The sequence below is a fragment of the Streptomyces sp. BK79 genome, assembly GCF_044142145.1.
In the GTDB taxonomy this organism is placed as follows: Bacteria; Actinomycetota; Actinomycetes; order Streptomycetales; family Streptomycetaceae; genus Streptomyces.
Genome location: NZ_JBHVOC010000016.1, coordinates 26269 through 46490, shown reverse-complemented (window position 1 = coordinate 46490; position 20222 = coordinate 26269). Strand labels below are relative to the sequence as shown.

General features: G+C 72.5%; 20 protein-coding genes. 8 read left to right on the top strand and 12 right to left on the bottom strand.

The window, feature by feature from the left end:
- Positions 1 to 66: 66 nt before the first annotated feature.
- The 5 genes from ACFIF2_RS20805 to ACFIF2_RS20785 all read right to left on the bottom strand — a co-directional run bounded on the left by ACFIF2_RS20805 (position 67) and on the right by ACFIF2_RS20785 (position 5313).
- Positions 67 to 942 carry a lysophospholipid acyltransferase family protein gene (locus ACFIF2_RS20805; RefSeq protein ID WP_395574687.1) on the bottom strand — a complete coding sequence of 292 codons (876 nt, stop codon included), beginning with the start codon at positions 940 to 942 and terminating at the stop codon, positions 67 to 69.
- Positions 942 to 1712, bottom strand: a complete 771-nt coding sequence (locus tag ACFIF2_RS20800) for a GNAT family N-acetyltransferase (protein ID WP_395574686.1) — start codon at positions 1710 to 1712, stop codon at positions 942 to 944. Before ACFIF2_RS20800 ends, ACFIF2_RS20805 begins: the two co-directional genes overlap by 1 nt.
- 232 nt (positions 1713 to 1944) lie before the next feature.
- Positions 1945 to 2694 (bottom strand): succinate dehydrogenase/fumarate reductase iron-sulfur subunit, encoded by a 750-nt coding sequence (locus ACFIF2_RS20795; protein ID WP_395574685.1) that lies wholly within the window; start codon positions 2692 to 2694, stop codon positions 1945 to 1947.
- On the bottom strand, positions 2691 to 4640 hold the full coding sequence (locus ACFIF2_RS20790) for a fumarate reductase/succinate dehydrogenase flavoprotein subunit (protein WP_395574684.1): 1950 nt from the start codon (positions 4638 to 4640) through the stop codon (positions 2691 to 2693). The genes ACFIF2_RS20795 and ACFIF2_RS20790 overlap by 4 nt, the downstream gene beginning before the upstream one ends.
- A gap of 1 nt (position 4641) precedes the next feature.
- Positions 4642 to 5313: a succinate dehydrogenase gene (locus tag ACFIF2_RS20785; RefSeq protein WP_395574852.1), complete on the bottom strand. Its 672-nt coding sequence runs from the start codon at positions 5311 to 5313 to the stop codon at positions 4642 to 4644.
- Between the two features lie 131 nt (positions 5314 to 5444).
- Here ACFIF2_RS20785 and ACFIF2_RS20780 point away from each other — a divergent pair, with 131 nt between their 5' ends.
- Complete coding sequence (locus ACFIF2_RS20780; RefSeq protein WP_395574683.1) at positions 5445 to 6329, top strand: LysR family transcriptional regulator; 885 nt, start codon at positions 5445 to 5447, stop codon at positions 6327 to 6329.
- A gap of 163 nt (positions 6330 to 6492) precedes the next feature.
- Here ACFIF2_RS20780 and rmdA read toward each other — a convergent pair whose 3' ends face one another.
- The 3 genes from rmdA to ACFIF2_RS20765 form a co-directional block, all read right to left on the bottom strand.
- Positions 6493 to 8637 carry a cyclic Di-GMP phosphodiesterase RmdA gene (gene rmdA, locus ACFIF2_RS20775; protein WP_395574682.1) on the bottom strand — a complete coding sequence of 715 codons (2145 nt, stop codon included), beginning with the start codon at positions 8635 to 8637 and terminating at the stop codon, positions 6493 to 6495.
- Positions 8634 to 9446 (bottom strand): SAM-dependent methyltransferase, encoded by an 813-nt coding sequence (locus tag ACFIF2_RS20770; RefSeq protein WP_395574681.1) that lies wholly within the window; start codon positions 9444 to 9446, stop codon positions 8634 to 8636. The genes rmdA and ACFIF2_RS20770 overlap by 4 nt, the downstream gene beginning before the upstream one ends.
- 216 nt (positions 9447 to 9662) lie before the next feature.
- Positions 9663 to 10613, bottom strand: coding sequence for an SCO0930 family lipoprotein (locus tag ACFIF2_RS20765; RefSeq protein WP_395574851.1), 951 nt, complete (start codon positions 10611 to 10613; stop codon positions 9663 to 9665).
- A gap of 700 nt (positions 10614 to 11313) precedes the next feature.
- Here ACFIF2_RS20765 and ACFIF2_RS20760 point away from each other — a divergent pair.
- The 3 genes from ACFIF2_RS20760 to ACFIF2_RS20750 all read left to right on the top strand — a co-directional run bounded on the left by ACFIF2_RS20760 (position 11314) and on the right by ACFIF2_RS20750 (position 12942).
- Positions 11314 to 11445, top strand: a complete 132-nt coding sequence (locus ACFIF2_RS20760) for a hypothetical protein (RefSeq protein WP_019330432.1) — start codon at positions 11314 to 11316, stop codon at positions 11443 to 11445.
- Between the two features lie 16 nt (positions 11446 to 11461).
- A complete protein-coding gene (locus tag ACFIF2_RS20755; protein WP_395574680.1) occupies positions 11462 to 12226 on the top strand; it encodes a hypothetical protein in 765 nt (254 codons plus the stop codon).
- A gap of 188 nt (positions 12227 to 12414) precedes the next feature.
- On the top strand, positions 12415 to 12942 hold the full coding sequence (locus tag ACFIF2_RS20750; RefSeq protein WP_395574679.1) for a hypothetical protein: 528 nt from the start codon (positions 12415 to 12417) through the stop codon (positions 12940 to 12942).
- 153 nt (positions 12943 to 13095) lie between these two features.
- Here the strand turns inward: ACFIF2_RS20750 and ACFIF2_RS20745 are convergent, their stop codons facing one another.
- Positions 13096 to 13590, bottom strand: coding sequence for a hypothetical protein (locus ACFIF2_RS20745; protein ID WP_395574678.1), 495 nt, complete (start codon positions 13588 to 13590; stop codon positions 13096 to 13098).
- A 332-nt stretch (positions 13591 to 13922) separates the two neighbouring features.
- Between ACFIF2_RS20745 and ACFIF2_RS20740 the strand changes: the two genes are divergently transcribed.
- On the top strand, positions 13923 to 14588 hold the full coding sequence (locus ACFIF2_RS20740) for a class F sortase (protein WP_395574677.1): 666 nt from the start codon (positions 13923 to 13925) through the stop codon (positions 14586 to 14588).
- Positions 14589 to 14679: 91 nt separating this feature from the next.
- On the opposite strand, the gene ACFIF2_RS20735 is transcribed toward ACFIF2_RS20740, so the two are convergent.
- The gene (locus ACFIF2_RS20735; protein ID WP_395574676.1) at positions 14680 to 15516 is read right to left on the bottom strand and encodes a polysaccharide deacetylase family protein; all 837 of its coding nucleotides are present in this window, start codon (positions 15514 to 15516) and stop codon (positions 14680 to 14682) included.
- Between the two features lie 110 nt (positions 15517 to 15626).
- On the opposite strand from ACFIF2_RS20735, the gene ACFIF2_RS20730 reads away from it, so the two are divergent.
- Positions 15627 to 16088 (top strand): universal stress protein, encoded by a 462-nt coding sequence (locus tag ACFIF2_RS20730; protein ID WP_395574675.1) that lies wholly within the window; start codon positions 15627 to 15629, stop codon positions 16086 to 16088.
- A 102-nt stretch (positions 16089 to 16190) separates the two neighbouring features.
- A complete protein-coding gene (locus ACFIF2_RS20725; protein WP_395574674.1) occupies positions 16191 to 17603 on the top strand; it encodes an amino acid permease in 1413 nt (470 codons plus the stop codon).
- Here ACFIF2_RS20725 and ACFIF2_RS20720 read toward each other — a convergent pair.
- A complete protein-coding gene (locus ACFIF2_RS20720) occupies positions 17600 to 18415 on the bottom strand; it encodes an alpha/beta fold hydrolase (RefSeq protein ID WP_395574673.1) in 816 nt (271 codons plus the stop codon). The two genes, ACFIF2_RS20725 and ACFIF2_RS20720, sit on opposite strands and share 4 nt — an antisense overlap.
- Positions 18416 to 18472: 57 nt before the next feature.
- On the opposite strand from ACFIF2_RS20720, the gene ACFIF2_RS20715 reads away from it, so the two are divergent.
- On the top strand, positions 18473 to 18946 hold the full coding sequence (locus tag ACFIF2_RS20715; RefSeq protein ID WP_395574672.1) for a MarR family winged helix-turn-helix transcriptional regulator: 474 nt from the start codon (positions 18473 to 18475) through the stop codon (positions 18944 to 18946).
- 13 nt (positions 18947 to 18959) lie between these two features.
- Here the strand turns inward: ACFIF2_RS20715 and ACFIF2_RS20710 are convergent, their stop codons facing one another.
- The gene (locus tag ACFIF2_RS20710; RefSeq protein ID WP_395574671.1) at positions 18960 to 20114 is read right to left on the bottom strand and encodes a CapA family protein; all 1155 of its coding nucleotides are present in this window, start codon (positions 20112 to 20114) and stop codon (positions 18960 to 18962) included.
- Positions 20115 to 20222 lie beyond the last annotated feature (108 nt).

The following is a 20222-nucleotide window of genomic DNA, read 5'->3' as shown; positions in this document are numbered from 1 at the left end:
TCACCCTCCTTCCGGAGTGCCTGCCTTCCGGATGTCCGCATCTGCAGTACAGAAACGGAACATACGTCACAAAGGGCACATACTTTTCGAAGGTGCTTCCTCTCGGTGACCGTGCCGGGGCCCCGGAACCGCGGGGACCGGCGGCTGGGCCGCCTCGGCGAGGGCGCGGCGGTCGCGGTGGCGGCCGGGCGGAATCGCCGGGCACACCTCCACCTCGGCGGTCACGCCGCGTGCCGAGGCCACCCGCCACAGGGAGGCCAGCAGCGTGTCCTCGCCGACGAAGGCCGGCGCCGTGCTCACCGCACCCGCCCCCGCCCGCTCCCCGGTCCGGTAGCGGATGCGGACCGGCTGGACGGGGACCCCGGCGTCCAGGGCGGCCTGGAAGACGGCCCGGCGGAAGGGGCCCTGGGCGCGTCCGCACCACGTGCTGCCCTCGGGGAACGCGGCGACCGCCGCTCCGGCGCCGAGGGCCCGGGCGAGGACGGCGACCGTGTCCGGCAGGGCCCGCAGCCGGTCCCGTTCGATGAACAGCACGCCCCCGCGCGCGGCGAGCGGACCGGCCACCGGCCACCGGCGGACCTCGCTCTTGGCCAGCATCCGGGCCGGGCGGACGGCGGCGAGCAGCGGGACGTCGAGCCACGAGACGTGGTTGGCGACGAGGAGCACCCCGCCCTCGGGCGCGGCGGCGCCGGTGACGCGGACCCGGACGCCGGCGGCCCGCACGATCCACCGGCACCACCGCCGCACCAGCGCGGCCGGAACCCGCCCCCGCGTGCCGGGGCGCCCCGGGCCCAGCGGCGTCAGCACCACCGCGATCCCGGCGAGGAGCAGCAGCGCGACCACCGTGAGCCGCAGCACGGCGCGCGGCACGGAGGCCGTGGTACGGGACCGCTCCACGCACACCGCGGGGGTGCAGGGTGCGACGGGCAGCCAGGCGCTCATCAGGCCGGGACGAGCGAGAGGAAGTGCCGCAGGTAGCGCGCGTCGACCCGGCTCATCGGCAGCAGCACGTACAGGTCGGCGACGCCGAAGTCCGCGTCGTGCGCGGGCTCCCCGCACACCCACGCGCCGAGGCGGAGGTAGCCGCGCAGCAGGGCCGGCAGTTCGGTGCGGCCGGCCGGTGCCGCCGTCCGCGGGACCCACGGGCGCAGGGGCCGTACCCGGTACTCCTGGGGCGCCAGGTGCTTGGCGCGCACCCGGTCCCAGGTGCCGGCGGCGAGGGCGCCGCCGTCGGCCAGCGGGATCGAGCAGCAGCCGGCCAGCCACGCGTGGCCGTGGTCGGTCATGTAGCGGGCTATGCCGGCCCAGATGAGCCCGATGACGGCGCCGTCGCGGTGGGCGGGGTGGACGCAGGAGCGGCCGACCTCGACCAGCCCGGGCCGGATCGCGTCCAGCGCCGCGAGGTCGAACTCGCTCTCGGCGTACAGCCGCCCGGCGACCGCGGCACGCTCCGGCGGCAGCAGCCGGTAGGTGCCGACGACCTGCCCGGTCGTCTCCTCCCGCACCAGCAGGTGGTCGCAGTAGGCGTCGAAGGGGTCGATGTCGTGACCGGGCTGCGGGCTCGCCAGCAGGGCGCCCATCTCCCCGGCGAAGACGTCGTGCCGCAGCCGCTGCGCGGCCCGCACGTCCTCCTCGTCACGGGCGAGGGCGACGGTGTAGCGGTGGGGTGCGGCGGGCTTCGGGGGGCGGTCTGCGGTCAGTACGCCGGACATGGCACTCTCCTGGTCACGGGCCGGGGCGGCGACGGCGGACCGACGGTGTACGGTCCGCCGCCCCTGTTCTTCCGCTGCCGGTTGGCCGGTGCGTGACCTGGGCCGGGAGAGTGGGTGTGGGACTGTTGAATGCCAGGGGCGCGAAGCGAGACGGGGCCGGGGGGAGCACCTCCCCCGGCCCCGTCCGTCCGCACCTGTGGCGAACGTCGGGTGGTGGCCGGGCGCGGTGCCCCTACCCCTTCGCCACCTTGCGCGTGGCCCGCAGCCACTCCTTGTTCATGCTGGTGATGGAGACCAGCGGGATGCCCTTCGGGCAGGCCGTGGCGCACTCGCCGGTGAGCGTGCAGCCGCCGAAACCCTCGTCGTCCATCTGCGCCACCATGTCCAGCACCCGCGTCTCCCGCTCGGGAGCGCCCTGCGGCAGCACGTTGAGGTGGTTGACCTTCGCGGAGGTGAACAGCATCGCCGCCCCGTTCGGGCAGGCCGCGACGCACGCGCCGCAGCCGATGCACTCCGCGTGCTCGAAGGCGAGGTCGGCGTCCGGCTTGGGCACCGGGGCCGCGTGCGCCTCCGGCGCGGAACCGGTCGGCGCGGTGATGTAGCCGCCGGCCTGGATGATCCGGTCGAAGGCCGAGCGGTCGACGACCAGGTCCTTCACGACCGGGAAGGCGGAGGCCCGCCACGGCTCGATGTCGATGGTGTCGCCGTCCTGGAAGGACCGCATGTGCAACTGGCAGGTGGTGGTGCGCTCGGGGCCGTGGGCGTCGCCGTTGATGACCAGCGAGCAGGCGCCGCAGATGCCTTCTCGGCAGTCGTGGTCGAAGGCGACCGGGTCCTCGCCCTTGAGGATGAGTTCCTCGTTGAGCGTGTCGAGCATCTCCAGGAAGGACATGTCCCGGGAGATGCCGTCCACCTCGTACGTGGACATGGCGCCGTCGGCGTCGGCGTTCTTCTGCCGCCAGACGCGCAGGGTGAGCTTCATGCGTAGCTCCGCTGGGTGGGGTGGACGTACTCGAAGACCAGGTCTTCCTTGTGCAGGGTGGGGGCCTCGCCGGTGCCGGTGAACTCCCAGGCGGCGGCGTAGGCGAACTCCTCGTCCTTGCGGGCCGCCTCGCCGTCCGGGGTCTGGGACTCCTCGCGGAAGTGGCCGCCGCAGGACTCGGACCGGTGCAGCGCGTCGAGGCACATCAGCTCGGCCAGCTCCAGGTAGTCGACGATGCGGTTGGCCTTCTCCAGCGACTGGTTGAACTCCTCGCCGGTGCCGGGGACCTTGATGCGCCGCCAGAACTCCTCGCGGATCTGCGGGATGCGCTCCAGGGCCTTGCGCAGGCCGGAGTCGGTGCGGGCCATGCCGCAGAACTCCCACATCAGCTCGCCGAGTTCGCGGTGGAAGGAGTCCGGGGTGCGGTCGCCGTCGACGGACAGGAGCAGGTTGAGCCGGTCCTCGGTCTCGGCCAGCACCTCCTGCACCGCGGGGTGGCCGTCGTCGACCTCGTCCTTGTGCGGGTTGCGGGCCAGGTAGTCGTTGATGGTGGCCGGCAGGACGAAGTAGCCGTCGGCCAGGCCCTGCATCAGCGCGGAGGCGCCGAGCCGGTTGGCGCCGTGGTCGGAGAAGTTGGCCTCGCCGATGGCGAAGAGGCCGGGGACGGTGGTCTGGAGGTCGTAGTCGACCCACAGTCCGCCCATCGTGTAGTGCACGGCGGGGTAGATCCGCATGGGGACCCGGTACGGGTCCTCGTCGGTGATCCGCTGGTACATGTCGAAGAGGTTGCCGTACTTGGCCTCGACCGCCTTGCGGCCCATGCGCTCGATGGCGTCGGCGAAGTCGAGGTAGACGCCCTGTCCGCCCGGGCCGACGCCCCTGCCCTCGTCGCAGACGTTCTTCGCGGCGCGGGAGGCGATGTCGCGGGGCACCAGGTTGCCGAAGGACGGGTAGATGCGTTCCAGGTAGTAGTCGCGCTCGGCCTCGGGGATCTTGTTCGGCGGCCGGTCGTCGCCCTTGGCCTTCGGCACCCAGATCCGGCCGTCGTTGCGCAGCGACTCGCTCATCAGGGTCAGCTTGGACTGGTGGTCGCCGGTGCGCGGGATGCAGGTCGGGTGGATCTGTGTGAAGCAGGGGTTGGCGAAGTACGCGCCGCGCCGGTGCGCCCGCCACACGGCGGTCGCGTTGGAGTTCATGGCGTTGGTGGAGAGGTAGAAGACGTTGCCGTAGCCGCCGCTCGCCAGGACCACCGCGTCCGCGTAGTACGTGTCGATCCTGCCGGTGATCAGGTCCCGGGCGACGATGCCGCGCGCCCGCCCGTCCACGACGATCAGGTCCAGCATCTCGGTGCGCGGGTGCATCTCGATGTTGCCGGCCGCGATCTGCCTGCTGAGGGCCTGGTAGGCGCCGAGCAGGAGCTGCTGGCCCGTCTGGCCGCGGGCGTAGAACGTACGGGAGACCTGGACGCCGCCGAAGGAGCGGGTGTCGAGCAGGCCGCCGTACTCGCGGGCGAAGGGCACGCCCTGCGCCACGCACTGGTCGATGATCTCGACGGAGATCTGCGCGAGGCGGTGCACGTTGGACTCGCGGGAGCGGAAGTCGCCGCCCTTGACGGTGTCGTAGAACAGCCGGTGGACGGAGTCGCCGTCGTTGCGGTAGTTCTTCGCGGCGTTGATGCCGCCCTGCGCGGCGATGGAGTGGGCCCGGCGCGGGGAGTCCTGGTAGCAGAACTGGACGACGCGGTAGCCCTGTTCGGCCAGCGTCGCGCCGGCGGAGCCGCCCGCGAGTCCGGTGCCGACGACGATGACGGTCTGCTTGCGCCGGTTGGCGGGGTTGACCAGCTTCGCCTCGAAACGGCGCGTGTCCCAGCGCTCGTTGACGGGCCCGGACGGGGCCTTGGTGTCGGCGACCGGCTCACCGGTCGTGTAGTCGGCGTAGGTTGTCATGTCAGCTCACCACTCCGGTCATGACGCCCACGGGTACGGCGACGAAGCCGGCCGTGAGCAGCAGCGCGAGGACGTTCGCGACGGTCTTCAGGGCGCGGTCGCGGGTGCGGCTGCCGGCGCCGAGGGTCTGGGCGGCGGACCAGAAGCCGTGCCGGACGTGCAGGCCGAGGGCGAGCACCGCCACGATGTAGACGACGTTGCCGTACCAGGTGGAGAAGGTGTCCACGACGTTCTGGTAGGGCTTGCCGGTCTCGAAGCCGCCGGGGTGCGCGGTGCCGGTCGTCAGGTCCAGGATGTGCCAGACGATGAACAGGGCGAGGATGATCCCGCCCCACCGCATGGTGCGCGTCGCGTAACTGGCCCGCTTCCTCTTGTGCACGTACTTGCTGGGCCGCGCCTTGATGTCGCGGCGGCTGAGCTGGTACGCGGAGACGGCGTGGGCGACGACGGCGACGACCAGCACCACGCGGATCAGCCACAGCGTCCACTCGTAGTGCATGAACGGCTCACCGACCGTGCGCAGCCAGTGGGCGTACTCGTTGAACTCGCTCGTCCCGAAGAAGATCTTCAGGTTCCCGATCATGTGGGCGACCAGGTAGAGCAGCATGACGAGACCGCTGACCGCCATCACTGTCTTCTTGCCGACGGTCGAGCCCCACACGGTGCGCGCCATGGACGGCCGTCGGTCCGTCCGCGTTGCCAGTGCCATGTCACAAGACGCTACGGGGCGGCAGGGCCATCGGTCCAAGACATGGTCCGCCTGGTTTCCATAGTCTGTGGCTATCGAGGACGTATGCTCGCGGCATGCAGTTGCAGCAGCTCCAGTACTTCGTGGCGGTCGCCGAGACCAGGCACTTCACCCGGGCCGCCGAGACGGTCCATGTCGCGCAGCCCTCCCTGTCGCAGCAGATCAAGGCGCTGGAGCGGGAGCTGGGCGCGGACCTGTTCCAGCGGGCGCGGGGCAACATCACGCTCACCGACGCCGGGGAGGCGCTGCTCCCGCTGGCCCGCCGCATCCTGGCCGACGCGGACACCGCCCGGCACGAGGTGCTGGAGCTGGTGCACCTGCGGCGCGGCCGGGTGCGGCTGGGCGCCACCCCGAGCCTGTGCACCGGCCTGCTGCCGGACGTGCTGCGCGCGTTCCACGACCGTTATCCCGGCATCCAGCTCCTGATCGAGGAAGGCGGTTCGCACGACCTGGTACGGGAGCTGGCGCGCGGTGCGCTCGATCTGGCGCTGGTGGTGCTGCCGCTGCCCACCCCGTCGCCGGCCCTCACGACGGTGGAGCTGCTGCGGGAGGACCTGGTCGTGGTGTCGTCCCCGGAGTCGCCCCGGCCGGGCGGCGGACGGCGCGCGGTACGGATCGCCGATCTGGAGGGGGAGCGCCTGGTGATGTTCCGGCACGGGTACGACCTGCGGGAGCTGACCGTGGCGGCGTGCCGTGCCGAGGGCTTCGAGCCGGACTTCGCGGTGGAGGGCGGGGAGATGGACGCGGTGCTGGGGTTCGTGCGGGCGGGGCTGGGGATGGCCGTGGTGCCGCGGATGGTGGCGGCGCGGTCGGGGCGGGGGCTCCGGGTGACGCCGCTGGCCCGTCCCGGGCTGCACCGGACCATCGCGCTGGCGCATCGCAGCGATGTGGCTCCGCCTCGGGCGGCTCGGGAGTTGCAGCGGATGCTGCTCGAAAGATGAGCGTCCGGAGGTGCCCTGCGGCGCCGTTGCGCACGGCGCTGTCCGGGGCCGCGGGTTCGCCGTGGTTGCTCGCGCCCACGCGGCGCAGCCGCACGATGTCACAGCCCCGCGTCCGTTTCGGGGCGCTCCCCCGGCGCCTGTGATGAGGCGCCGGGGAGTCGGTTCACGCCGTCGCGTCCACCAGCGCCAGTTCGTGCAGCCGCTCCGGCGGGCCCGGGCGGGCGTAGTACCAGCCCTGGGCCGTGTCGCAGCCGAGTATGCGCAGCTGCTCGGCCTGGGCGCCGGTCTCGACGCCCTCCACGGTGACGGCGAGGTCCAGGCTGTGGGCCAGCGCGACGATGCCCTCGACGATCTTGAGGTCGACGGGGTCCGCCGGGAACTGCTGCATGCTCTGGGTGAAGGAGCGGTCGAGCTTGAGGACGCTGACCGGCAGCCGGCGCAGGTTGGCGAGGTTGGAGTAGCCGGTGCCGAAGTCGTCCAGGGCGATGTCGACGCCCATCTCGGCCAGCCGGCGCAGCGGCTTGAGCAGGTCGTCGTCCGCGCCGATCAGCGCCGACTCGGTGACCTCCAGGCACAGCGCGTCGGGTGCGACCCCGGTCCGCTCCAGGATGTCGACGGTGTCCTGGACCAGACCGGGATGGGTGAGCTGGCAGGGCGACAGGTTGACGTTGATCCGCAGCGGGCCGGCGGCGGTGCTCTCGCCGTACCGCTCCCGCCAGACCCGGGCCTGCCGCACGGACTGCTCCAGGACCCAGCGGCCCAGCGGCACGATCAGCCCGGTGTGCTCGGCGAGCGGGATGAACCGGTCCGGGCCGAGGACGCCGTGCTGCGGGTGCAGCCAGCGCACCAGGGCCTCGGCGCCACGCACACTGCCGTCGCCGAGGTGGACCAGCGGCTGGTACTCGATGAAGAACTCGCCGCGTTCCAGGGCCGCCGGCAGCGCGGTCGTCAGGCCGTGCCGGGTGATGACGCGGGCGTCGGCCTCCGGGTCGGCCAGCTCGAAGCGGTTGCCGCCCGCCGACTTGGCCCGGTACATGGTGATGTCGGCGCTGCGCAGCACCTCCGCCGGGCTGCGCTCCCCCGCCGGGCCCTCGACGATGCCGATGCTGCCGCGCACCGTCAGTTCACGGCCGTCGACGCTGATCGGGGCGAGCAGCGCGTTCATGATGCGGTGGGCCAGTTCGTCGACCTCGTGCCGGGTGTCCGGGCCGGTGGTCAGCGCGACGAACTCGTCGCCGCCGAGCCGGGCGACCATCTCGCCGGGCGCGGTGGCGCAGGCCTGGAGGCGGTCAGCGACCTCCACGAGCAGCCGGTCGCCGGCCGCGTGGCCGAGGCTGTCGTTGACGGTCTTGAAACCGTCGAGGTCCAGGTAGCAGAGGCCGAAACGCTGGCCGGGGCCCGCGTTCAGGGCCTTCTCCAGGCGTTCGAAGAAGAAGCTGCGGTTGGGCAGTCCGGTGAGCGCGTCGTGCGTGGCCTCGTAGCGCAGCCGCAGGTTGAGCAGCCGGCGCTCGGTGGTGTCCTCCATCAGCGCCAGCTGGTACTGCGGGGCGCCGTCGGCGTCGCGCAGCAGGGAGACGGTGAGGTTGGTCCACAGGACGGTGCCGTCGGGGCGGTAGAAGGCCTTCTCCACGTGGTAGTGCTCGCGCTCGCCGCGCACCAGCTCGTCGTAGAGCCGCCAGATCTGCGGCGCGTCGTCGGGATGCGTCCACTCCCTGACCTTGCCGCCGCGCAGCGTCGGGTCGGCTATGCCGAACATGCGCATCAGCGCGCCGTTGACCTGGAGGACGTTGCCCTCCAGGTCGGCGATGCCGATGCCTATCGCGGCGCCCTCGAAGACCGCGCGGAAGCGGGCCTCGCTGGCGTGCAGGGCCTCGGCCACCACGCCCTGCGCCTTTAGGGCGGCCTGCGCGATGGCCTCCTGCTCGGCCAGGGTCCGGGCCCGCAGCGCCCCGGCGAACCCGGCCGCGACGGCGTGCTGGAGCCGCGCCGAACGGGCCCGCAGGTGCTCGGGGTCGCCGTCCTCGCCGCAGTAGAGCACGAGGTAGGCGTCGACGCAGTCCAGGGTCCGGGCCAGCGCGTCGGGGTCGGTGCAGTGCGCGTCGACGAGCGCCGCGCCGACCGCCTTGGCCTGAGCCGCGTCGAAGCTCCGCGCCCGCAGCACCCCGCTCAGCCGGCGGGCCAGCGGCAGCAGTTGCTCCTCGAACTCCGGCCGGGTCGACGACGTCGAGGTCACCGGGAACACCGCCCGGCTCCAGATGGTCGCGAACCGGCGCAGTCTGTCCTCCGGCCCGCCCGGCTGTGCCGTCACGCCGTACGCCCCACGCCGGCGAACCCGGAGAACGCGTACGGGTCCTCGTCCTGCGGCGACTCCTCCGGCCGCCAGCGCGGCATCGGAACCAGTCCGGGCTCCACCATGTCGTACCCCTCGAAGAACCGCGCGATCTCCTCGCGCGAACGCATGATCAGCGGGTTGCGGATCTCCTGGTACACGTCCACCGCGCCCCCGGCCCGCTCGGCGGGCAGCGGGATCCCCTCGTACGAGGCGTGCGTGAGGACGAGCAGGCTGCCGGGCGCGAGCGCGTCGCTCAGCTCGGCCACCGCCCCGTACGGGTCGTCCGCGTCTTCCACGAAGTGCAGTATGGCAACCAACAGGAGGGCCACCGGCCGATTCAGGTCGATCAGCCGCTCCACCTGAGGGCTGGAGAGGATCTCCCGCGGCTTCAGGAGGTCGGCGGCCACCACGTCCGCGTCGTCGACGTCCGCCAGGACGGCCTCGCTGTGCGCGACCGCCACCGGGTCGTGGTCGACGTAGACGACGCGCGAGCCCGGGCGGCTGCGCGCGGCCACCTCGTGGACGCTGCCGAAGGTGGGGATGCCGGAGCCGATGTCCAGGAACTGGTCGATGCCCTCGTCGGCCGCGAAGCGCACGGCGCGGCGCATGAACGCCCGGTTCGCCTGCATGATCTTGGGGAGACCCGGCATGAACTCCATGGCCTTGCGGGCCGCTTCCCGGTCGACCTCGAAGTTGTGCGACCCGCCCAGGTAGAAGTCGTAGATCCGGGACACGCTGGGCACCGTGATGTCGATGCTGCGTGGGGCCCAGGCGGGACGCTCCATCTGGCTCTCCAAGGCGTTGGCGGTCCGGCGTTCGAGCAGAGGCTACTGATCGCCCGCCGAACGGGCGAGCCCAACCGGAAATTGACCGTCCGTTCCCGGTCACTGCCTGCGGCACGTGCCTGACGCCGGGCGCGCGAAAGGGGCCGTCCGCTCCGAATGGGTACGGAGAGGACGGCCCGTTGGTCGCGCGCGCCGAAGGTGAGCAGGCGGGAGGTGCTACTTCTTCGGCGCGCCGACCGGCTTTCCGTCGGGCGAGACGGCGTACCAGGTGCCGCCCACGCCCTGCCCGTTGGTGTCGCCGGCCTTCTTGTCCCCGGCGAAGGTGTAGACGGGCCAGCAGTCGACCGTCTGCTGGGCCGCACCGTCGGGCCGGGTGAAGGTCATCAGGTCCTTCTTCACGACGCCCTCGGTGTCGTTGGGTTCCACGGGCGCGACGACCGGCCACTTCTCCAGGCAGGCGCCGGTGCAGGCCGACACCGGCTTCGGCCACGCCTCGTCCTTCATGAAGCGGTAGACCGTCATGCCGTTCTTGTCGACGACGATCTCGCCGAGCTTCGGATCGTCGCGGGTGGACAGTCCGGGCAGTTCGGATGCCTCGGCCTTCTTGCCGTCGGCGGCGAGCGCGTACCACTTGCCGCCGACGCCCTGGCCCTTGACGTCACCGGCGGCGGTGTCCTTGGCGTAGCGGTACGCCGGCCAGCCTCCGATGGTCAGTTGCTTGGTGCCGTCGGCCCGGGTCACCTCGCCGAGCAGCGCCTCGTCGATGCCCTCGCCGGCCAGGGCGTCGTCGGCGGCCACGGGGGGCCAGGCGGTGGCGCACTCGCCCTCGCACGTGGTCTTGGGCGGCTGGGCGGTGTCCGCGTCGAAGCGGTAGAGGGTGCGGCCCGCTCCGTCGGTGACCAGCTCGCCGATCTCGGCGTTCGCGGTGACGGACAGCTTGCCCGCGGACTCGGGCTTCTTCGCCGCCTGCGCGCCGTCCGCTCCGGCCCCGAGCCCGTTGCCCGTGCCCGCGCCCGCGCCGATGTCGCCCACGTCGCCGGGAGCGGCCGTGGCGCCCACGTTCTGGCTGCCGGTGGCGCCGCCGCCGTCCTGGCCGCACGCCGTCGTCAGCGCCAGCACCGCCGCGGCGCCCGCCACGAGTGAGGCGCTCCGCCAGGAGGTCTTCATCGTCAATCCCCGATCGTCACGAAGGTGTTGGAGCGGCCGCTGCGCCGCCGCACGACACTGGGTACGCGCGAAGGAGCGGGTTGTGTTCAACGGGGAGCGGTTTTTCTGAGGGTCAAGCCGGAGGGCGCGCCGTGTCCCTCCTTCGGGCCAATCGTGCGGTGATCGGACGTGGCGGGGCCCGGCAGGCTCCATGATCTGCGTCGTGCATGGACCCGAACCGTCCCGATCCGCCTCCGCCGGACGGGCGTTGGCCCTGGTGGCGCTGACGTTCACCCTCGCCGGCGCACCGATCGGCCCGGCGCAGGCCGACGCCTGCGCGTACGCGTCGACCGGCCCGGGAGGCACCGAAGCGGTGGCCGTCGCCGGAAACGGCTCCTGGCCCGCCTTCCCGCCGTGCCCCGAGCCCGAGCCGACACCGACGCCCACCCCACCCCCGCCGCCACCGCCACCGCCGCCCAAACCCACTCCCCCGCCGCCTCCCGCGCCCGAGCCTCCCCCGCCGACGCCACCCGCCCCGAGGCCGGAGCCGCCGCCTCCGCCGCCCCCGCGCCCGGCGCCGGACCGGCCCGCACCGGCACCGACACCGGGGCCGACGGTGCGGCCGGCACCGCCCTCCAGCCCCGCCCCGCAGCCGGCCCGCCCGGCTCCGCCGGCTCCCGGGCCGTCCCTCACGCCCACGCCCCGGCCGTCCCTCACGCCGGTGCACTACCCGCGCTACCGCGCGGCCCGGCCGCAGCAGCGGTCCTCGCGCGGGGCCACCTCTCCGCTCGTCTTCGTCCTGCTCATCACGGTGCCCGCGGTGGTCGCCGTCGCCGCGCTCCGTGCGCGCTGATCCTCTGGAGCCCCTCTTGCCGGAATGGCTTGTTCTCACCCTCGCGATGCTGGCCGCGGGTGTCGTGGTCGTCATCATCACCGTCGTACGGCACCGCAGGGCGTCCGACGACGAGGACATCACCGAGACCCCGGACGTCATCGAGTACATGACGATGTGGATCGGTGTGGTGTACGCCATCGTCCTGGGCCTGGCCATCGCCGGTGTCTGGGAGGCCCGCAGCGCCGCCCAGGACCACGTCCAGGCGGAGGCGGTCGCGCTGCACGAGATCACGGAACGCGTCCGGGTCTACCCGCCCGACGTCCGTGACCGGATCCGGGAGGATGTCAACGCCTATGTCGGACACGTCGTCACCACCGAGTGGAAGGTCATGGCCGACGACGGCGAGGTGACCGAGCGCGGCACCGAACTCCTCGACCGCGTCCGCGCGGACGTCACCGACTACGAACCGAAGTCGGACTTCGAGGCCCAGGCGTACCAGCCGCTGGTCGACCAGGTGACCGCGGCGGACCAGGCCCGCATCGCGCGCTCGGAGTCGACCGGGGCCACCATGCCGGGCGTGGTGTGGTTCGGGCTCGTCACGGGAGGCGTCGTCACGGTCGGGATGGTCTTCGCCCTGCAGATCCGGCGTACAGCGCGCGAACTGATCCTCGCCGGGCTGTTCTCGGCGCTGATCGCGTTCCTGCTCTTCCTGATCTGGGACTTCGACGCGCCGTTCAGCCGAGGGGTCGCCGCGTCCACGGACCCGTTCCTCAACCTGTTCCCCGGGGCGAAGGACTGACCTGACCGGGGCCGGGGGGCGCGCGACGCGCCGTCGGCGTCCCCCGACCGGCCCATGGATGTGCCCCATTCGCACGACTGCGATCGCGTCCGCGCGCCCTCCTTCCTAGCGTTTCGGTCATCGAGGTGCATCACAGGCACGAGCGGAACAGGTCCGCCGCCGCTCCTCGGGGACCCGGAGGATTCACCATGCGCGCGATACCCGTCGCCTCGGTCGCACTGCTGGGCGCCGCCGCCCTCTCCGCCTGTGTACCCGCCGGGGCGGCGCCGGGCGGCGGTTCGACGTTCGGGTTCACCCTCTCCCCCGCCACCGTCGCGCCGGGCGGCGAGGTGACGCTGGGGGTGGGCCGCGCCGCGGGCGGCTGCGAGGGGCGCGTGACCGTCTCGTCGCCGGTGTTCGACACCGTCACCATCCCGCGCCACGAGTCGTCGGCGACGGCGCGGGTCGACCGGGACGCCGGGCGCGGGGCCGTCTACGAGGTGACGTTCGCCTGTGGCGGCAGGACCGAGACGCTGGAACTGACCGTCGCGGGCGGCCACTCCGGGCACCCCACGCACCACCCCCGCCACCCCGACAAGGGCGTGCACGCCGGCGAGGGCGGCAGCGTCGCCGGGTTCGACGTGACGGAGATCGGGCTCGGCGCCCTGCTCGTGGCGGGCTCGGTCGGCGCGGCCTACCACCTCTCGCGCCGTCGCTCCGGCGAGGACGCGGCCTGACCCTCCCGGCACCGACGGGGCTTGGTCCCCGGACCCGATAGCGGGTCCGGGGACCAAGCCCCGTCGGTGTGCGACGCCGGCGCGTGCTGCGAAGGGGGCCGGACGGACCCGCCCCCCGAAGGCGGGGCCCGTACGGTGACGGCCGGGTACGGGTCAGAACCGTCGTTCGGCCCGGCGGCGCATCCAGAACAGGCCGCCGCCGGCGACGGCCGCGGCGACGAGCCCGCCACCGATCGCGATGTCGGTCGGCGTGGCCCCACTGGAGCTGCTGCCGCCGATGCCGCCGCGGACGCCGCCGATGACGGTGAAGGCGGCCGGGCGCGTCAGCCGCCTGCCCGAGCAGTTGACGGTGATGTCGTAGGAGCCCGGCCGGGCGTCCTGCCTGATGGTGGCGGTGCCCCTGGACGTCTCGTTGGCACCCCTGACCGGGGTCAGATGGGTCGTGCGGAAGGCGTCCGAGGTCATCGTGCCGCCCTGCGGGCAGCCGTCGACCGTGACGGTCATCTGACCGCCGCGGGCGATCACGCTGGGCAGGGCGACGATGTTGCTCGGCTGGTTGTGGTCGCCTCCGGCGGTGGCCGTGGGAGCGGCCAGCCCGAGGACAGCGACCGCGGCGCCGGCTGCCGCGAGGGCACGAGTGTTGCGCATGTGATCCTCCGCGGAAGACGCCCCGGGTCCCGTCCCCGGTCGATCGGCGAGAAAGCGCCTCCCAGAAAGACCCTCAGTTGCCCTGCCCGGGGCCGCATTTCGGGAATGGTCCGTCCTGGTGAGGAGGTGTGCCGGGCCGGAACCGCGCCAGTGGATATCGCCGCAGGTCACGGACCGTCAGAAATCTTCTGGCGGGGCGATCCCGGATGGCGCACCGAAAGGCGTGCGCACCACCCGTTCGCCGCCGCCCCGTCGCCGGTCGGACGCCCTGCGCTTAGCGTGCTCGTATGCGCGGACGACCCGGCGACGGCCGGGGCGAGAGGGGATGTCGAATGGATGCGTCCGAGTGGGCCGAAGAGGAGGAGCGGCGCAGGAGGCGTGCTCCGTGGGGCGTGATAGCGCTTGTCCTGCTGACCGGGCTCGCGCTCATCCGCAACGGCTCGGGGGAATTCGACCAGGGCCCGCCGCAGCCGGCGTCCGCCGCCGCGTCGGACAGTCGCGTCGCGGGCGGCGACACCGCCGCCGCGGGCCTCGCGCCGCTGCCGTACGCGGTGCCCGACCGGGTCGGCATCCCCGCCATCCAGGTCGACGCGCCCATCATGCCGGTCGGGCTCGACGCGGACGGCTGGGTCGCCGCACCGCCGCCCGAGGACCCGAACCTGGCCGGCTGGTTCACCGGCGCGGTCTCTCCCGGTGAGAAGGGGACCGCGGTCGTGGTCGGCCACGTGGACAACCAGCAGGGGCCCGCCGTCTTCTACGGACTCGGGGCGCTGAAGAAGGGGAACAAGGTCGAGGTGCACCGTCAGGACGGGAAGACGGCGGTGTTCGAGATCTACGGCATCGAAGTGTTCGAGAAGGACGACTTCCCGGGCGACCGGGTCTACGCCTCCAAGGGAAGTCCCGAACTGCGGGTCATCACCTGCGGCGGCGGCTTCTCCAAGCAGAACGGTTACGAGGGGAATGTCGTCGCCTTCGCCCGCCTGACCGAGATCCGCTGACCGAGATCCGCTGACCGAGATCCGCTGACCGAGTACTGCTGACCGCGCCCCGGCCGGGGGCGTCCCGGCCGGGGTGGTGTGGCGGCGGGCCTCAGGCGTACCGCCGCCGGGGGACGGTGAGGTGGTAGCCGGAGTCGAGCAGTTCGGGCAGATAGCGGCGAAGGGCGCGGACGGTCTGCGTACGGTCGCCCCCGGCGTCGTGCGAGAGCACCACGACGCCGGGGGCGGCGCCGTCCTCGACCCGGTCGACGATGGTCCCGGTGCCGGGGGTGGTCCAGTCGAGGGTGTCCACGGTCCACGCGAGGGGCTCCATGCCCAGCTCGGCCCCGAGCTGGAAGGCGGCGCGGTTCCACGCTCCGTACGGCGCCCGGAACCATCGGGGAGCCTGACCGCAGGTCCGCTCGACGACCTCGCTCGTGCGCTCCATCTCGGAGCGGATGCGGCGCCGGCCCAGGCTGGTCAGCAGCGGGTGGGACCAGGTGTGGTTGCCGACGACGTGCCCCTCGTCGGCCATCCGGGACAGCAGGTCCCTGTTGTGGTCGGCCATCTCCCCGCACACGAAGAACGTCGCGCGCACGTCGTACTTCGCGAGCGTGTCCAGGATGTCCGGGGTGTAGCGGGCGTCGGGTCCGTCGTCGAAGGTGAGCATCATCGTGCGGCCCCGGCCCGACATGCGCAGGATCGGCTCGCTGCGCACCGGGGGCCGCCGGGGCGCGGCCCGGGGCGCTCCGTATCCGGTCAAGGGCTGGAGGCGGTAGGCGGAGGGGCTGAGCGGGCGGCGCGGCGGGGGGCCGGGGGCGGGGGCGGCCGGGCGGGCCGGTCCGCTTCCCGAAGCCACCGCGAGCACGCCGGCGGTGCCGGCCGCTCCCAGGGCCGCCGCGCCGGTGAGCAGTGCGCCGCGCCGGGTGAGCAACTGATCCTTCTTCATGACTCATCAGTCGCCCGGCCGCGGTCCGGCGCACCTGAGCAACACCGGAGCGGCGGTACGGAACCACCCGCACGGCCCAGGCGCGCGGGGGGCTCCGATAGCCTCGCCGCGTGACGGAACAGCACTCCCGGCAGTTCGAACGGGGCACGGACGGGCCGAAGGTCATCGTCGTCGGGGTCGACGGCTCCGACTCCTCCCTGCGGGCGGCGGCCTACGCCGGCGGCCTGGCCCGGCGGCAGCACGCGCTGCTCGCCGTGGTGTACGTGCAGCCGGTGCTGGCGGCGGGCGCGGCACTCGGGGCGCCGGTGGCGGACACGACCGACGAGATCGCCGAGGAACTGGTGGCCCAGATCCGGGAGGCGACCGAGCGGTCCAAGGGGATATTCGACGTGCGCTGGGAGTTCCACACCTTCCGCGGCGACCCCTACAACGGCCTGGTCAAGGCGGCCGACGAGCTGAAGGCCGACGCCGTCGTCGTGGGCGCCTCCGAGCAGGCCGGACACCGGATCGTCGGTTCCGTCGCGGTGCGGCTGGTCAAGGCGGGGCGCTGGCCCGTGACGGTGGTGCCGTAGCACCGGTCGGCGCGGTGCGTGCGTCGCGGCTTCCGCAGCGGACGGGGGTGCGTCATCATGATCCACCGTCAGCCGTTTGCCGTTCACAAAGAGGTGAGGCGCGTGGCCGGGTTCCGCATGGGCGAGGGAGTTCTCCGCCGCAAACCCATCGAGCACATCGACGAGACGGAGGGCGGGGAGGGTGCCGGGCTGCAGCGGACGCTGGGGCTGTGGCAGCTGACCGCGATCGGCGTGGGCGGCATCATCGGGGCGGGCATCTTCACCCTGGCCGGCACCGTCGCCAACGGCACGGCGGGGCCCGCGGTCCTCGTCTCCTTCCTGATCGCGGGCGTCGCGAGCGCGGCGGCGGCGCTGTCGTACGCCGAGTTCGCCGGGATGATCCCGAAGGCGGGGTCCGCCTACACCTACGGCTACGCGGTCCTGGGCGAGCTGGCGGGCTGGTTCATCGGCTGGGACCTGCTGCTGGAGTACACGGCGATCGTGGCGGTGGTCGCGATCGGCATCTCCGGCTACTTCAGCTTCCTGGTCGGCGAGATGGGCGCCGACCTGCCGAACTGGATGCTGGGCGCGCCCGGCACCGGTGACGGCCACCGGGTCGACCTGTTCGCCGCGGTGCTGTGCCTGTTCATCGCGTACCTGCTCACGCTCGGCATCAAGAACGCGGCGCGCTTCGAGATGGTCGTGGTCGTGCTGAAGGTGCTGGTGGTGCTGCTGGTGATCGCGGTCGGCGTCTTCCACATCGACACCTCGAACTACAACCCGTTCTTCCCCTACGGGGTCGGCGGGGCGTTCACGGGCGCGGCCACGGTGTTCTTCGCGGTCTTCGGCTACGACGCCATGTCGACGGCGGCCGAGGAGTCGAAGGACGCCCAGCGGCACATGCCGAAGGCGATCATCTACTCGCTGATCATCTCGATGGTCCTGTACGTGGCCGCCTGTCTGGTGCTGACCGGCATGCAGAACTACAAGGAGATCGACAAGGAGAGCGGCTTCTCGACGGCGTTCAAGTCGGTCGGGCTGAGCGGGCTGGCCGACGTGATCGCGGTGGGCGCCATCATCGGCATCCTGACCGTGATGTTCACGTTCATGCTGGGCGTCACCCGCGTGTGGTTCTCCATGTCGCGGGACGGGCTGCTGCCCAAGTGGTTCGCCAAGACGCACCCGACGCGGCGGGTGCCGACCCGGGTGACGTGGATCGTCGGGTTCGCCTCGGCCGCCATCGCCGGGTTCCTGCCGATCGGCGAGGCGGCCGAGCTGACCAACATCGGCATCCTGCTGGCGTTCGTGGTGGTGTGCGCGGCGGTGATCGTGCTGCGCTACCGGCAGCCGGACCTGCCGCGCTCCTTCCGTACGCCGTGGATGCCATTCGTCCCGGCGCTGGGGATCGTGTTCTCGATCTGGCTGATCACGTTCCTGCAGTGGCAGACCTGGGCGCGGTTCGCCGTGTGGTTCGCGCTCGGCCTGGTGGTCTACTTCGCCTACTCGTACCGGAAGTCGGAGCTGGCGCGCCGCTAGAGGGTGCGGAGGAAGTCGAGCAGGATGCCGTTGAACTCCTCCGGCTTCTCCAGGTTCGTGTAGTGACCGGCGCCGTCCATCGTCACGGACCGGCCGTCGCGGACCGTGCGGACCAGCCGGTCGGCGGCGCCGGTCAGGTCGTCCGGTTCGAGTGAGCCGTTGACGGCGAGGACCGGCACGTCGATCTTCGGGACGCGGGACCAGGTGTCGGTCATCGGCGTGTGCAGATCGGGTTCGCCGGGGCTGTGCTTGGACATCGTGTGGAGGGCCATCTCGCCGAGCCGGCGCGTGATGTCGGGGTCGATGTCGTCCGCCGTCCGGTGCCTGCCGGGTACCACGCGCAGGAACGCGGCGAGCCAGCCCTGGAGGTCACCGGCGGCCAGGGTGCGGGCGTACTCGGCCTGGATCTCCCGGTACCAGGGATCGGTGTACTCGAAATCGCTGGTCGCGGCCCCGCAGGCGACCACCGCGCGGACCAGCTCCGGGTACTCCACGACGGTGTCGGTGGCGATCGCGCCGCCCATGGACAGACCGACGAGCACGGCGGGGCCGGCGTCGAGGTGCCGCAGCAGCCCGGCCAGGTCGTCCGCCCAGCGGAACGGCCTGGTGGCGTTGGCCGAGAAGCCGTGCCCACGGACGTCGGGGGCGATCACGCGGTGGCGGGCGGCCAGGGCCGGGATCTGGGCGTCGTACAGGCGGTGGTCGACGAATCCGGAGTGGAGGAGCACCACGAGGTCCCCGGCGCCGGTGTCGCGATAGGCGATGTCACCGTCCGAGGAGGGGAAGAAGCGCAGATCCGAAGCAGCAGTCATGACAACCAAGGTGTCATCTTGGGTCGGTTTTGGCAACCAAGGTGTCATGATGGCGAGGTGAAGGACACCGACGCCCCCCTCCCCCCGGACGCCCTCGCCGGGCGCCTCACCGAGGTCTACGACCTGGTCGGCCCCCTCTACCGGCGCGCGCAGCGCAGCGTCGAGCAGGGCCTGGAAGCCGACGGCCTGTCCGTCGGCGTCCGCGCCGTGCTGACGCTGCTGCACCGCAACGGGCCGATGACCGTGCCGCAGATGGGCCGCGCCCAGGCGATCAGCCGTCAGTTCACGCAGCGCATGGTCAACGACGCCGCGGCCCGGGACCTGGTCGAGAGCATCCCCAACCCCGCGCACCGCCGGTCGTCGCTGATCCGGCTGACCGGCCGGGGCGAGCGGACCATCGCCGCCGTGCTGGACCGGGAGCACCGGCTGCTGCGCGAGGTCGGCGGTGATCTCACCGGTACCGACGTCACCACGTGCCTGCGCGTGCTCGGGGCCATGCTGACGGCCCTCGACCACGTGGACGACGCCTGATCCGGGCCCCGGTCTACTTCCCCATCACCAGCCCGTCCCCGGCAGCGCCCCGGCTGAGTACGACGTCGCGGATGCGGTCGCGCACGGCCCGCACGTCGGCACCCTGCTCCAGCGCGCGGTTGAGGTTCACGATCCGGCCGGCGTCGACGTCGAAGAGCTGCGGGACGAACTCCGCCCTGGTCACCCGCCAGCGCTCGCCGGGCCGGGCGGGCGGGGCGAAGGTGAAGCGGCCGATGGTCGACTGGTTGCCCCGTGGGTCCCGGGCACCCTCGTCGTTGATCATCTCGCCGGCGATCTGGTCGCCCATCCCGTAGACCACCCAGGTGCCGTTGACCTTCTCGTACGCCTGCGGGACATGGGCGTGGGTGCCGAGGATCAGGTCGATGTCGGGGCGGTCGCCGGTGCGGGCGGCGGTCAGGTCGTGGGCCAGGGCCAACTGGTCCTGGTCGGGCTCGTCCTGCCATTCGGTGCCCCAGTGCAGGGACACGACGACGACGTCCGCACCGGCCTCGCGGGCGGCCCGCGAGTCGGCGACGACGGCCTCCTGGTCGATCATGCCGACCGCCCAGGGCTGCCCCTCGGGCAGCGGGTGGCCGTTGGTGTGGAGGGTGTAGGCGAGGTGGGCGACCTTGGCCCGGCCCGCGCGCAGGACCGTGACGGTACGGGACTCGGTCTCGGTGCGCGCCGTCCCGGCGTGCCGTACGCCGGCCCGGTCGAGGGCGTCCAGGGTGCGGCGGATGCCGTCGGCGCCGTCGTCGACGCTGTGGTTGGAGGCGGTGGAGCAGCCGTCGTAACCGGTGGCCGCCAGTGCCTCGGCGACCTGCGGCGGGGACTTGAACAGGGGGTAGCCGCTGTAGTCGCCGTTCGCGCCGTACACGGTCTCCATGTGGCACAGGGCCAGGTCGGCGCGCGAGACGACGGGCCGGGCGCCGGCGAGCATGGGGCGGAAGTCGTGGCCGGTGCCGCCCGCGTCGAAGCGGGCCCGTTCGATGATCGAGTCGTGCGGCAGGACGTCGCCGGAGGCGGCCAGGGTGAAGACGCCGGTGTCCGCCGCGGAAGGGGCCGGGGCCGGCCGTCTCGGCGGTTCGTGGTCGCGGGCCTGACAGGCCGCGCCGGCGGTGAGGAGGGCGGTCAGGGCCAGGGCCACCTGCCGACTGCGTGTGATCATCCGTTCACTCCGCTGGGTCGCACACACCGATGAAAAATCACATTTACGTACAAATAGATAATGAGGTTCGCGTCGGCACGGGCGGCTCCGACACGCCCATTAGCCCGT